The organism is Mycobacterium marinum (assembly GCF_003391395.1).
GTDB lineage: Bacteria > Actinomycetota > Actinomycetes > Mycobacteriales > Mycobacteriaceae > Mycobacterium > Mycobacterium marinum.
On the sequence record NZ_CP024190.1, the window covers coordinates 3,531,976 to 3,545,220 of the forward strand.

The 13,245-nt window shown below is 66.3% G+C and carries 12 protein-coding genes; 1 reads left to right on the forward strand and 11 read right to left on the reverse strand.

Annotation, left to right across the window (positions count from 1 at the left end):
- Positions 1-60: 60 nt before the first annotated feature.
- Entirely contained in the window at positions 61-1,017 is a 957-nt protein-coding gene (locus CCUG20998_RS14865) for a 5'-3' exonuclease (protein ID WP_020729301.1), read from the forward strand.
- 12 nt (positions 1,018-1,029) lie between these two features.
- On the opposite strand, the gene CCUG20998_RS14870 is transcribed toward CCUG20998_RS14865, so the two are convergent.
- The 11 genes from CCUG20998_RS14870 to dop all read right to left on the reverse strand — a co-directional run bounded on the left by CCUG20998_RS14870 (position 1,030) and on the right by dop (position 13,171).
- Positions 1,030-1,803: a DUF4333 domain-containing protein gene (locus CCUG20998_RS14870; RefSeq protein WP_020729302.1), complete on the reverse strand. Its 774-nt coding sequence runs from the start codon at positions 1,801-1,803 to the stop codon at positions 1,030-1,032.
- A 106-nt stretch (positions 1,804-1,909) separates the two neighbouring features.
- Positions 1,910-4,666, reverse strand: coding sequence for a DEAD/DEAH box helicase (locus CCUG20998_RS14875; protein ID WP_103654056.1), 2,757 nt, complete (start codon positions 4,664-4,666; stop codon positions 1,910-1,912).
- Positions 4,667-4,753: 87 nt separating this feature from the next.
- Entirely contained in the window at positions 4,754-5,644 is an 891-nt protein-coding gene (gene tatC, locus CCUG20998_RS14880) for a twin-arginine translocase subunit TatC (protein ID WP_085979824.1), read from the reverse strand.
- Positions 5,645-5,749: 105 nt separating this feature from the next.
- Positions 5,750-6,016 (reverse strand): Sec-independent protein translocase subunit TatA, encoded by a 267-nt coding sequence (gene tatA, locus CCUG20998_RS14885; RefSeq protein ID WP_036455719.1) that lies wholly within the window; start codon positions 6,014-6,016, stop codon positions 5,750-5,752.
- A gap of 126 nt (positions 6,017-6,142) precedes the next feature.
- Positions 6,143-7,111 (reverse strand): helix-turn-helix transcriptional regulator, encoded by a 969-nt coding sequence (locus tag CCUG20998_RS14890; protein ID WP_020729305.1) that lies wholly within the window; start codon positions 7,109-7,111, stop codon positions 6,143-6,145.
- A 49-nt stretch (positions 7,112-7,160) separates the two neighbouring features.
- Entirely contained in the window at positions 7,161-8,159 is a 999-nt protein-coding gene (locus CCUG20998_RS14895) for a helix-turn-helix transcriptional regulator (RefSeq protein WP_020729306.1), read from the reverse strand.
- Between the two features lie 53 nt (positions 8,160-8,212).
- The gene (gene pafA / locus CCUG20998_RS14900) at positions 8,213-9,571 is read right to left on the reverse strand and encodes a Pup--protein ligase (protein ID WP_011740316.1); all 1,359 of its coding nucleotides are present in this window, start codon (positions 9,569-9,571) and stop codon (positions 8,213-8,215) included.
- Between the two features lie 57 nt (positions 9,572-9,628).
- Positions 9,629-10,432, reverse strand: coding sequence for a proteasome subunit alpha (gene prcA, locus CCUG20998_RS14905; RefSeq protein WP_020729307.1), 804 nt, complete (start codon positions 10,430-10,432; stop codon positions 9,629-9,631).
- Complete coding sequence (gene prcB, locus CCUG20998_RS14910; protein WP_036455720.1) at positions 10,429-11,298, reverse strand: proteasome subunit beta; 870 nt, start codon at positions 11,296-11,298, stop codon at positions 10,429-10,431. The genes prcA and prcB overlap by 4 nt, the downstream gene beginning before the upstream one ends.
- Positions 11,295-11,489, reverse strand: coding sequence for a ubiquitin-like protein Pup (locus tag CCUG20998_RS14915; RefSeq protein ID WP_012394770.1), 195 nt, complete (start codon positions 11,487-11,489; stop codon positions 11,295-11,297). The genes prcB and CCUG20998_RS14915 overlap by 4 nt, the downstream gene beginning before the upstream one ends.
- A 173-nt stretch (positions 11,490-11,662) precedes the next feature.
- Positions 11,663-13,171: a pup deamidase/depupylase gene (gene dop / locus CCUG20998_RS14920; RefSeq protein WP_020729309.1), complete on the reverse strand. Its 1,509-nt coding sequence runs from the start codon at positions 13,169-13,171 to the stop codon at positions 11,663-11,665.
- Positions 13,172-13,245 lie beyond the last annotated feature (74 nt).

Below are 13,245 nucleotides of genomic sequence, written 5' to 3' on the forward strand. Positions count from 1 at the left end.
GCGCGCCCACATCGTCGCCAGGGTGACCGCCCCCGCACCGGCGCTGGCAGGATAGCCCGCATGCCTGCACCCCTGCTGTTGCTGGATGGAGCCAGCATGTGGTTCCGCTCCTACTTCGGCGTTCCTTCGTCGATCACCGCTCCGGATGGCCGGCCGGTCAACGCCGTCCGCGGATTCATCGACTCGATTGCGGTGGTGATCACCCAGCATCGGCCCAGCCGGCTGGCGGTCTGCCTGGACCTGGACTGGCGCCCGCAATTCCGGGTGGACCTCATCCCGTCCTACAAGGCGCACCGGGTCGCCGAGCCCGAGCCCGCCGGACAGCCCGACGTCGAGGAAGTGCCAGACGAGCTGACTCCGCAGGTCGACATGATCATGGAACTGCTTGACGCCTTCGGAATCCCGGCCGCGGGCGCAGCGGGTTTTGAAGCCGACGATGTGCTGGGAACGCTGGCAGCCCAGGAACAGCAGGACCCGGTGGTCGTGGTCAGCGGGGACCGCGACTTACTGCAGGTCGTGGCCGACGACCCGGTCCCGGTTCGGGTGCTCTACCTGGGCCGCGGGCTGTCCAAAGCCACGCTGTTCGGGCCCTCCGAGGTCGCCGAACGGTACGGGTTGCCCGCGGAGCGGGCCGGGGCGGCCTATGCCGAGCTGGCCTTGCTGCGCGGCGACCCCTCCGATGGCCTGCCCGGGGTGCCCGGGGTCGGTGAAAAGACCGCGGCCACCTTGCTGGCCCAGCACGGCTCGCTGGATCGGATCGTGGCCGCCGCGCACGACCCCAAGTCCACGATGGCCAAGGGTGTGCGGACGAAACTGCTTGCGGCCTCGGCCTATATCGATGCGGCCCGCTCGGTAGTACGGGTGGCCACCGATGCGCCGGTCACCTTCACGACGCCCACCGACGCGCTGCCGCTGGTTGCCGCCGACCCTCAGCGCACCGCCGAGCTGGCTACCGAATATGGCGTCGGATCGTCGATCGCGCGACTACAGAAGGCTCTGGACGCGCTGCCTTCGTGACGCTTCCGACCGCTATTGCGGTCGGCCGACCTCGTAGGTGCCCTTGTTGTCCTGGAAAGTCACGGTCACGTGCTTGGATGCGCCGTCGATGCTGACGGTGCAATCGAAGGTGGCACCCTTCTTGACGGTGGGGTCGGTGCCGTCGTTGCACTTGACGTCTTTGACGTTCTTGGCGCCGTAGCCATTGGTCTCATCGGTCAGAACCTGCTGCACACCGGCATTGGCCTTGCTGACGTCGAGCTTGGTAGTCACGAAGAATCCCGGCACCCAGAACCCGAGCACCAGAATGACGACCACGAAGAGCAGCGCAATTCCGCCGACCACCCCGCCGATGAGCGCCATCGAGCGCTTGGATCCCTGACCCGGCTGGTCGTACGGGCTGAATTGGCCCGGGTACTGGCCCGGCTGACCGTATTGCCCCGGTTGCCCCGGCTGCCCCGGCTGGCCCGGCTGGCCATATTGGCCGGGCTGGCCATATTGACCGGGCTGGCCATATTGGCCGGGCTGGCCGAACTGTGGAGGCGCCCCGAACTGGGTGGGTTGGGAACCGAAGTCGGACTGCCCATAGCCGGGTGCGGCCGGGTACTGCTGCGGATAAGCCGGCTCGACAGGTTGCTGGTACTGCTGGTAGTCAGCGGCCGGATACGACGGCGGTTGCCACGACCCTTCCTGGCCTGGCTGCTGCCAAGGCGATCCGGCAGCCATGGTCGGGTCTGAGGAATGGTCACCGCCCTGGCCGGGTGGTTGCCACGACTGTCTAGGATCTGGTCCCTGCGGTCCGCTCATCGTTTCTCCTCAGTTCGTTCGTCTGTCCTGGCCACGAACTGGCCCCAAGTGTCCTCTGGTGGTCCTGCGATCACATTTCCGGATCTAACCGTAGCTGCGGCCCAGCCTACCCGGCGTCAACTGCGACGACGCCGCGCCGGATGTCATTGATCGCGCGCTTTGCGGCGGCCCGCACTTCGGGGTCCGGGGCGGCATTGCGCACCTGGTCAAGCAGGTCGAGCACCTGGCGGCACCAGCGCACGAAATCCCCCGCTGACAAGGGAGAACCGGGGCCCTCGATGTCCGCGGCGGCCAATGCCGCCGACAGGTCCCCGGTGCGCGCCCAGCGATAAACGACGTTGACAAAGCCATCGTCGGGTTCGCGGCTTTGGCCGATCCGGTGCGCTTGTTCGTCGGCACGCAGCGCCACCGACAGCCGCGACGTCTGGATGAGCGCCTGACGCAACCGCGGCGTCGGCGCCTCGACCCCGGGACGGCCACCGCCACCGTCACTGCCGCGCGTTTCGTAGAGCACGCAGGACACCACCGCCGCCAGCTCCGGCGGCTTCAACCCCGCCCACGCGCCGGTGCGCAAGCACTCGGCCACCAACAGATCACTCTCGCTGTAGATCCGCGCCAACAAGCGGCCATCATCGGTGACCCGAGGATCATCGGCTGGGCCGTGGATGTACTCACGCTCGGTGAGCAGGCCGACGATCCGGTCGAACGTGCGAGCCAACGAATTGGTGGCGGCGGCGACCTTGTTCTCCAGCTGCGCGTTGTCCCGTTCGATGCGCAGGTAACGCTCGGCTTGACGGATCTGGCTTTCGACTCCGGGCGCGTTGTGGCAGGGATGCCGGCGCAGTTTTTCGCGGAGCGACGCCAGATCGGGATCGTGCGGCGCTCGCGTCTTCTCGCGGCGGGCCGCCGGCGCCGTCATACCCGCGGCGGCCGACCGCAGTGCCGAGGCCAGATCGCGGCGGACCCGCGGCTGGCGATGTTCGACACGCTTGGGCAGTGTCATCGATCCGACCGGCGGCGACTCGCCGGTGTAGTCGGCCGACGAAATCCGCCCAGCCCACCGGTTTTCGGTCAGCACCAACGGCCTCGGGTCGGAGCTGTCGCGGGCGGATTCCAGCACCACTGCCAGCCCGCCACGGCGTCCGTGCGTGATGGTGATGATGTCTCCCTTGCGCAGCGCGGCCAGCGCTTCGCTGGCCTCCTGCCGACGCTGCAGCCGGGATGCACGGGCCTGGGATCGCTCCATCTCGGTCACCCGCGCACGCATCCGGGCATAGTCCAGGATCGGCGCGTCGGGCCCACCGAGCTCGGCGGCCAGCTCGTCGAGCATCTCCTTGCCCCGCTCAATGCCGCGGACCAGGCCCACCACGGATCGGTCGGCCTGGTACTGGGCGAACGATTGTTCCAACAGCCGATGCGCCTGCTCCGGGCCCATGTGCTGCACCAGGTTGATCGTCATGTTGTACGACGGGGCAAACGAACTGCGCAGCGGGAAGGTGCGGGTCGAGGCCAGCCCGGCCACCGCCGACGGATCGGCGTTTTCGTCGGTGGGATGCCAGAGCACGACGGCGTGGCCCTCGACATCGATACCGCGACGACCGGCGCGCCCGGTCAGCTGCGTGTACTCCCCCGGCGTCAGCGGGACGTGCTGCTCACCGTTGAACTTCACCAACCGTTCCAGCACCACGGTGCGCGCGGGCATGTTGATGCCCAGCGCCAAGGTCTCGGTGGCGAAAACGGCTTTGACCAAGCCGGCGGTGAACAGTTCCTCAACGGTGTGCCGAAACGCCGGCAGCATCCCGGCATGGTGGGCGGCCAGGCCGCGCAGCAGCCCCTCGCGCCACTCGTAGTAGCCCAGTACCGCCAGGTCGTCGTCCTCCAGATCGCCGCACCGGTGATCGATCACCTCGGCGATTTGGGCGCGTTCCTCCTCGCTGGTCAGCCGCAGCGGTGAACGCAGGCACTGCTGGACCGCCGCATCACAACCAGCCCGGGAGAACACGAAGGTGATCGCCGGCAACAGACCCGCCGAATCCAGGGTCGCGATGACGTCCGGGCGGGGCGGCGGGCGGTAAAAGCGCGGCCGGCCCCCTCTGCCGTATCCGCCGCGTCCAGACCGACGCGGCTCCCAGTCCGACATCCGATCCGCCTCGCGGCGATGCGCGATGTGGCGCAACAGGTCCGGGTTGACGCGCGCCTGACGACTCGAACCCGCCGGTTTGTCGGCCTGGTAGTCGAACAGGTCGAACAGGCGCTTGCCCACCAAGACGTGCTGCCACAGCGGTACCGGCCGATGCTCGTCGACCACCACGGTCGTGTCGCCCCGGACGGCTTGGATCCAGCCGCCGAACTCCTCGGCGTTGCTCACGGTCGCGGACAGACTGACCACCCGCACCTCGTCGGGCAGATGCAGGATCACCTCCTCCCACACCGGGCCCCTCATCCGGTCGGCGAGAAAATGCACCTCGTCCATCACCACGTACGACAGCCCCGGTAGCGCGGGAGAATCCGCGTAAAGCATGTTGCGCAGCACCTCGGTGGTCATCACGACCACGGGCGCGTTTGCGTTGACCGCCAGATCACCGGTCAACAACCCGATCTTGTCGCGGCCGTAGCGCGCCGTCAGATCGGTGTGTTTCTGGTTGCTCAGCGCCTTGAGCGGCGTGGTGTAAAAGCACTTGCCGCCCGAAGCCAGCGCCAGGTGCACCGCGAATTCGCCGACCACCGTCTTTCCCGCGCCCGTCGGGGCGCACACCAGCACGCCGTGCCCACCTTCCAGGGCAGCACAGGCGCGCCGTTGGAAGTCATCGAGCGCGAAGGGTAAGTCGGCGGTGAACCGGGCTAGCTCGACCAGCTCTGTCACGCGGCCGCCCGAGGGCGCGAGGGTGCGCAGTTGCACGGCCAGTGCGGCGTGTCGCTGTCGCGACACGCACGCTCGCGGCGAGGTGGCCTAGGTGATGTCGTCATGGGATCCGCCGGGGGCCGACGGCGTCGGTATCGGCTCGGGCTCCTCGATTGACGATGCTTCGTCATCGGCAAGCAACACCTCGCGCTTGGCTTTGCGCTTGTCGTGCAGCCGGGCGATCTGAATGGCGAACTCGAGCAGCACCGTCAGGGCCACGCCCAGTGCCGTCATCGAGAACGGATCCGATCCGGGCGTGAACACCGCCGCGAACACGAACATGGCAAAGATCAGACCGCGCCGCCAGGACTTGAGCCGCTGGTAGGTCAACAGACCAGCCATGTTGAGCATGACGATCAGCAGGGGGAATTCGAAGCTGACCCCGAACACCACCAGCAGATTGATCAAGAAGCCGAAATATCGGTCGCCAGACAGCGCCGTCACCTGCACGTCGCTGCCGACGGTGAGCAGGAAGCTCAACGCTTTGGAGAGCACCAGGTAGGCCAGCACGGCGCCGGCCACAAACAGCAGCGCCGCGGGGATGACGAACGCCACCGCGAACCGGCGTTCCTTCTGGTAGAGCCCAGGGGTGATGAACGCCCACAGCTCGTAGAACCAGATCGGGCACGCCAGCACGATCCCGGCCGCCATCCCGACCTTGAGCCGCAACATGAACTGGTCGAACGGTGCGGTGGCCAACAACCGGCACTGCCCGTCCGCGCTGATATCCGCTCGCGCCGACTGCGGCAACGAGCAGTAAGGCTGACGCAGCCATTCGCCCAGACTTTCTAGTCCGAAGACCGGATGTGAGTACCAGATGTACCCGAAAATCGTCGTGAGCAGGATCGCGGCCAACGAGATCAGCAACCGGGTACGCAGCTCGGTCAGATGATCGACCAGCGACATCGTGCCGTCAGGATTGACGCGGCTACGCCGCATCCGAGGATTGAGTCGTTTGAAGAGAGCCCCGGCGCGTGCTGAGGCCCGAAAACCGTTCACCACGGTAGGTCAGTAAAGCTCAGGCAACCCGACGGTGCTGCCGGCCTAGGCAGGCCGCGCCTCGGTCTGATCCTGACCTGTGGCCGCTGCAGGGTCGATCCGCTGCGACTGCACCGGCGTGGGGTTTGCCGTGTTGGTCTCGATAGCAGAGGGTTCCGGTTTGGTCTCGCTCTGCATTTCCCGCATCTCCGACTTGAAGATTCGCATCGACTTGCCCAGCGAGCGCGCCGCATCGGGAAGCTTCTTGGCACCGAACAGCACGATCACCACCACAGCGAGGATCGCCCAATGCCACGGACTAAGACTGCCCACTTTGATTACCTCCAGACGTCAACCCCCGATGCTACCGCAGTAGGGGCTGCTCGCCCGGCTAGGCAAACAACACTCCGTGCCGCGCGCCGCGGGTACGGGCCGCACATCGACGGCTTGAATTCGGCCTTAGGCCAGCTCGGCGGCCTGATACGCGTTTAGGGCAGTCGCCGCGGCGGCCCGCACACGCTGCGCTAGCGACTCGGGCTCCAGCACTTGCACCGTCGACCCGAAGCCCAGCATCAGACGGGTCATCCAATCCTCAGAGGCGTAGGTCATGGCTACCTCGCAGGATCCATCGGCGAGCTGGCGCAGCTCCCGGATCGGGTAGTACTCGAACATCCACGACGCCGAGGGCGCCACCCGCAGCGTCGCCGACGGCAGTGCCGGGTCGCCGTCGAACAGCGACGTGTCGGGGGGCGCCTGCACCGCGGGCTCCGGCGGCATCGCGGGTTCACCGAGTTCGACGGCGTCCACGATCCGGTCGAAACGAAACAGTCTGACCCCTTCGGACTCGCGTGACCAGGCCTCCAGATAGCTGTGGCCGCCGACCAACAACACCCGGATGGGATCGACGGTCCGGGTGGTCAGCGTGTCGTGCGATGCGGAGTAGTAGTCGATGGTCAACGCGCGCTTGTCGAGCACGGCGGAGCGCACCGCGGCAGCGGCGGGGCTCTCCAACGGAGCGGGCTCGTCGACCGCCGACAGGGTGCTGCTATGCCCGGCCGCGCCGGCCGCCGCCGCGATCTTGGCGATCGCGCTGCGCGCGGCCTGCGGGTCGACCACGCCTGGGATGTCCGCCAGCGCCCGCAGCGCCACGAGCAGGCCGGTGGCCTCCGGTGAGGTGAGTTTGAGTGGACGGTCGATGCCGGCCGAGAACGTCACCTCGATGGTGTCGCCGGAGAACTCGAAATCGATCAGATCTCCAGGGAAATAGCCGGGCAGGCCACACATCCACAGCTGGTTGAGGTCCTCCTCCAGCTGTTTGGCCGACACGCCTAGCTCGGCGGCGGCCTCAACGCGGGTGATCCGCGGGTTGGCTTGGAAGTACGGCACCATGTTGAGCAGCCGCACCAGCCGAGTGGATACGGGACTCATCAGCGCCGCTCCTTCTCATCGCTTCGCCGCGCATCCTCGTCGGCGGGGTTCACGCAAGCGCCTCTTCGACCCCGGCCAGCGCCCGCAGCCGGGCCAGCACATCCTCGCGCAGCGCGGGCGGCTCGAGCACGATGGCGTCGGCACCGTGACCGGTGATGTCGCGGGCCAGCCGATCGCTGGATCCGATTTCGAGTTCTATGACTTCGCCGTCGCGGCCGGCCAGTCGCCGTGGCCCCATCGACCGTCCGGCACGCCGCAGTGCGGTGGCACGCCCGTCGGCGACCCATACCGTGGCCTGCATGCCGGTCGGTGACTCAGCGACGGTCCGGGCGACAATCTGTCGCAGATCCACGTCCTCGGGCACCTTTGCCTCCCCGGGCGCACCGACCGGTGCGACATCGGCGCCGATCCGCGACAGCCGGAAGGTGCGGGTGGCTCCCCGGTCGCGGTCGTGGCCCACGAGATACCAGCGCCCCTTCTCGGTCACTACCCCCCAGGGCTCGACGGTGCGGGTGACATAGGGCTCGTGGCGGGACGCCCGGTGCGGGAACCGCACCGCCTGACCGGAGTCAATGGCCGCCAACAAAATTCCGAGGACGTCCTCGGAGCCGCGCAAACCCGGCACCCCGGCCGGCGAGGCAATGGCCACCGGCGCGTCGGGATCGACGTCGACCCCGGCGGCCCGCAGCTTGAGCAGCGCGCCCTGGGTGGCTGTGATCAGCTCAGGGGACTCCCACAGTTGGGTGGCCACCGCGACAGCCGCCGTTTCATCGGGAGTCAACTCGACCGGCGGCAGCGCGTACGCGTCGCGGTTGATCCGGTAGCCCTCGGTGGGATCGGTGCTCGATACCCTGCCAACCTCGAGCGGGATACCCAGGTCACGCAGCTCGTTCTTGTCGCGCTCGAACATCCGCGAAAACGCCTCAGCGGTCGGGCTGTCCGAATAGCCCGCCACGCTAGACCTGACCTTCTCCGCGGTGATGTAGCCACGAGTGGACAGCAAAGCGATGACCAGATTCACCATCCGCTCGACTTTGGAAGTCGCCATTTACACCAACCTAGATTTGCCCAGCTTCACCGATCACCCGCGCGCGGGTGCGGTTACATGCTCGCGATCAGCCGCTTGACCCGCTCGTCGACCGCCCGGAATGGGTCCTTGCAGAGCACCGTGCGCTGCGCCTGGTCATTGAGCTTGAGGTGCACCCAGTCGACGGTGAAATCACGACCAGCCGCCTGTGCGGCGCTGATGAACTCACCGCGCAGCCTGGCGCGGGTGGTTTGTGGTGGGTTGTCGACGGCGTCGGCGATTTCCTCGTCGGTGGTGACGCGTGTCGCCAGGCCCTTGCGCTGTAGCAGATCGAAGACGCCGCGCCCGCGCTTGATGTCGTGGTAGGCCAGATCAAGCTGGGCGATCTTGGGGTCCGACAGCTCCATATTGTAGCGGTCCTGGTAGCGCTGGAACAGCTTGCGCTTGATCACCCAGTCGATCTCGGTGTCGACCTTCGCGAAATCCTGGCTTTCGACGGCGTCAAGCTGGCGGCCCCACAGATCAACGACCTGCTCGACCTGTGCGTTGGGCTCCCGGGTTTGCAGATGCTCGACGGCGCGGGAGTAGTACTCCCGCTGAATGTCGAGCGCACTGGCCTGACGCCCGCCGGCCAGCCGAACCGGACGCCGACCGGTGACGTCGTGGCTGACTTCACGGATCGCACGGATGGGGTTGTCCAGCGAGAAGTCGCGGAACGGCACTCCCGCTTCGATCATCTCCAGCACCAGCGACGCGGTGCCCACCTTGAGCATGGTGGTCGTCTCGCACATGTTGGAGTCGCCGACGATCACGTGCAGACGCCGGTACTTCTCCGCGTCGGCGTGCGGCTCGTCGCGGGTGTTGATGATCGGACGTGAGCGGGTGGTCGCGCTCGAGACGCCCTCCCAGATATGTTCGGCGCGTTGGGACAGACAAAATGTTGCGGCCTTGGGGGTCTGCAACACCTTTCCTGCCCCACAGATCAGCTGACGAGTGACCAGGAACGGCAGCAACACGTCGGAGATCCGGGAAAACTCGCCGGCCCGCACGATCAGGTAGTTCTCGTGGCAACCGTAGGAGTTGCCGGCCGAGTCGGTGTTGTTCTTGAACAGGTAGATGTCGCCGCCGATGCCCTCGTCGGCCAACCGCTGCTCGGCGTCGACCAGCAGGTCTTCGAGCACCCATTCACCGGCCCGGTCGTGGGTAACCAGCTGCACCAGGCTGTCGCATTCGGCGGTGGCGTATTCCGGATGGCTGCCCACGTCGAGGTAGAGACGCGCGCCGTTGCGCAGGAATACGTTGGAGCTGCGCCCCCAGGACACCACCCTCCGAAACAGGTACCGGGCGACCTCGTCAGGGCTCAGCCGGCGATGACCGTGGAAGGTGCAGGTGACACCGAACTCTGTCTCGATGCCCATGATTCGTCGCTGCACGTAATCGAGGGTACTGGTTGTCGCACCGCAGCGGTGCGCAGCCGCACCGGCGGGGCGCTAATCAGCCGAATCGGCGTCGGATTTTTTGTCCGTTTTCTTGTCGTCTTCGGACTCTTTGGGCTCGTCTGACTCGGCAGATTCCTTGGAATCCCGCTCCTGCAGCAGTGTTTCGAGGGTCGAGCGAGTCAGCCGGCGAAACGCACGCCGCGGCCTGTTGACATCCAGGATGGCGGCTTCAAGGCTGGATACCCCGAGTACGGGCTGGTCATTGCTGGAATTCTCGGCGCTACCGGCGCGTAGCGCCTCCACCGCGATACCCAGCGCGTCCGGCAAATCGGCGTTTTCGGTAAAGGTGTTTTTGAGCGCCGTGGTGATCGGCTCGGTGGTGCCGCCCATCACCACAAAATGCGGCTCGTCGGCGATCGATCCGTCGTAGGTGATCCGGTAGAGCTCGGGGGCCCTCGTTTCCCCGTAGTGCGCCACCTCAGCGACACACAGTTCGACCTCGTAGGGCTTGGCCTGCTCGGTGAAGATGGTGCCCAGCGTCTGTGCATACACGTTGGCCAGCTGGCGTCCTGTGACGTCGCGACGGTCGTAGGCGTAACCGCGGGTATCGGCGAACTGAATCCCGCCCCGGCGCAAGTTGTCGAATTCGTTGAACTTGCCGGCGGCCGCAAAACCCACCCGGTCGTAGAGTTCGCTGATCTTCTGCAGCGATCGCGACGGATTCTCCGCAACGAACAGCACACCGCCGGCGAAGGCCAGCGCCACCACGCTCTTGCCGCGCGCAATACCCTTTCGCGCGAGCTCGCTGCGCTCGCGCATCGCCTGTTCAGGCGAGATGAAGTACGGGAAACTCACTTCTCACCGCCGTCGGGGCCGAAAGTATCAGCGCGTGAACGACTTCCGATGACCTCTCGGGCCAGTTCGGCGATACGGCGCTCGGCGACGTCAACCGCTCCATCGACGTCAATGGTGACCGCAGTCGGGTAAATCCCGCGGACCAGGTCCGGTCCACCGGTGGCCGAATCGTCGTCGGCGGCGTCATAGAGCGCCTCGACGGCCACCCGCAGCGCGGAATCGGCGTCGGTGACTTGCGCGTACAACTTCTTGATCGACGACTTGGCAAAGATCGAACCCGAACCCACCGCTTGATAGCCCTCTTCCTCGATGTTCCAGCCGCCGGCCGCGTCGAACGAGACGATGCGACCAGCGGACCTCGGGTCGGACGCGTGGATGTCATAGCTTGCCAGCAGCGGCAGGGCCACTAATCCCTGCATCGCGGCAGCCAGGTTGCCACGCACCATGATGGCCAGCCGGTTGACCTTGCCGGCGAACGTCAGCGGCACGCCCTCGAGCTTTTCGTAGTGTTCGAGTTCCACGGCGTAAAGACGCGCGAACTCAACGGCGATCGCGGCCGTGCCGGCGATGCCGGTGGCGGTGTAGTCGTCGGTGATGTACACCTTGCGCACATCGCGCCCGGCGATCATGTTGCCCTGCGTCGAGCGCCGGTCCCCGGCGATCAGGACACCACCGGGGTACTTCAAGGCGACGATGGTGGTGGCGTGCGGCAACTGGTCACCGACGGCACCCACACCGCTCTTGACGCTCGCAGGCAATAATTCCGGCGCCTGGCGGCGGAGGAAATCAGCGAAAGATGATATGTCTACAGCTGATCCGGAAACGGCCGAATTTATGGACAGGCGATCAGGCAACGGCCAGGTCACTGGCCGCCCTTTTGGACGTACGCACGAACGAAGTCCTCGGCATTCTCCTCGAGCACGTCGTCGATCTCGTCAAGCAGATCGTCGGTGTCTTGAGCTAACTTCTCGCGGCGCTCCTGGCCCGCGGCCGTGGTGCCGGTGACGTCTTCGTCATCGCCGCCACCACCGCCACGTTTGGTCTGTTCCTGAGCCATCGCCGCCTCCTGCTTCGTCATGGCCGATTAGATGCCGCGGGGGACGTGACACACGCCCCCGCCGACCCTTTCCCTAACAGTACCGGCCAGCCCCGACCTTTCCGGGTTGAAGCCCTATATGTCGGGCTATGCCGTCAGCATCTCGCATCACGTGACTGCCGCATCGAGAGCCCTCACCTGGTGAGTTGTTCCACCAGCTCGACGGCGCTGTCCACCGAATCCAGCAGCGCTCCGACATGCGCCTTGCTCCCGCGCAGCGGTTCCAGCGTAGGGATACGCACCAGCGAATCCCCACCCAGATCGAAGATCACCGAATCCCAGCTCGCCGCGGCAATATCGGCACCAAACCGGCGCAAGCATTCACCGCGGAAGTACGCGCGAGTGTCGGTGGGCGGGTTCTCCACGGCCTCGAGCACCTGGTGTTCGCTGACCAAGCGCTTCATCGATCCGCGCGCCACCAGGCGGTTGTAGAGCCCCTTGTCCAGCCGGACGTCGGAGTACTGCAGATCGACCAGGTGTAGGCGGGGTGCCGACCAGTTCAAGTTCTCCCGCTGACGAAAACCTTCGAGCAATCGCAGTTTGGCCGGCCAGTCCAAAATCTCGGCACAATCCATCGGGTCGCGCTCGAGCTGGTCGAGCACGCCCGCCCAGGTTTCCACGACGTGGGAAGCCCGGGGATCAGGGTCGCGACTATCGACCAGTTTCGCCACCCGTTCGAGGTAAATCCGTTGTAATGCAAGAGCGGTCAGTTCACGGCCGTCGAGAAGCGCCACTGCCGTCCGCAGCGAGGGATCACGGCTGATGGCGTGCACCGCGTGTACCGGGCGGGCCAGCGCCAAGTCGGTCAAGTCGATGCCGTGCGCCGGACCATCCTCGATCAGATCGAGCACCAGCGCAGTGGTGCCGAGCTTCAGGTAGGTCGACGTCTCAGACAGGTTGGCGTCGCCGATGATGACGTGCAGCCGGCGGTACCTGTCGGCGTCAGCGTGCGGTTCGTCGCGGGTGTTGATGATGCCGCGCTTGAGCGTGGTCTCCAAGCCAACCTCGACCTCGATGTAGTCGGATCGCTGGGACAGCTGGAAGCCCGGCTCATCACCGGAGGGCCCGATGCCGACCCGGCCGGAGCCCGTGACCACCTGTCGAGACGCCAGAAAGGTCGTCAGACCGGCAATGATGGCCGAAAACGGGGTCTGCCGGCTCATCAGGTAGTTCTCGTGCGATCCGTAGGACGCGCCCTTGCCGTCGACGTTGTTCTTGTACAGCTGCAGCTTCGCGGCACCGGGGACGCTGGCGACATGGCGGGCCGCGGCCTCCATCACCCGCTCACCGGCTTTGTCCCAGATCACCGCGTCGAGCGGATCGGTGCATTCGGGCGCCGAGTACTCGGGGTGTGCGTGGTCGACGTACAGCCGCGCCCCGTTGGTCAGGATCATGTTTGCCGCGCCGACCTCGTCAGCATCCACCACCGGCGGTGGACCCGCGGAGCGGCTCAGGTCGAAACCCCGAGCGTCGCGCAGCGGTGATTCCACCTCGTAATCCCACCGGGTCCGTTTGGCGCGCTGGATGCCGGCGGCCGCGGCATAGGCCAGCACCGCCTGCGTCGAAGTGAGGATCGGGTTGGCGGTCGGGTCCGACGGCGACGAGATGCCGTACTCGACCTCCGTTCCGATAATCCGTTGCATGCCTAGAGCCTAGGCCCGCCGACCCAGACCATCTCGGCGGCCCGTGCCGCGGGCGAGGTGGGCGTCCCCGGGCC

Bases quoted from the DNA above. Each gene is read 5' to 3' on its own strand.
- dop (WP_020729309.1), bottom strand. From the start codon at position 13,171: ATGCAACGGATTATCGGAACGGAGGTCGAGTACGGCATCTCGTCGCCG.
- CCUG20998_RS14895 (WP_020729306.1), bottom strand. From the start codon at position 8,159: ATGGCGACTTCCAAAGTCGAGCGGATGGTGAATCTGGTCATCGCTTTG.
- CCUG20998_RS14915 (WP_012394770.1), bottom strand. From the start codon at position 11,489: ATGGCTCAGGAACAGACCAAACGTGGCGGTGGTGGCGGCGATGACGAA.
- CCUG20998_RS14870 (WP_020729302.1), bottom strand. From the start codon at position 1,803: ATGAGCGGACCGCAGGGACCAGATCCTAGACAGTCGTGGCAACCACCC.
- tatC (WP_085979824.1), bottom strand. From the start codon at position 5,644: ATGCGGCGTAGCCGCGTCAATCCTGACGGCACGATGTCGCTGGTCGAT.
- CCUG20998_RS14865 (WP_020729301.1), top strand. From the start codon at position 61: ATGCCTGCACCCCTGCTGTTGCTGGATGGAGCCAGCATGTGGTTCCGC.
- CCUG20998_RS14890 (WP_020729305.1), bottom strand. From the start codon at position 7,111: ATGAGTCCCGTATCCACTCGGCTGGTGCGGCTGCTCAACATGGTGCCG.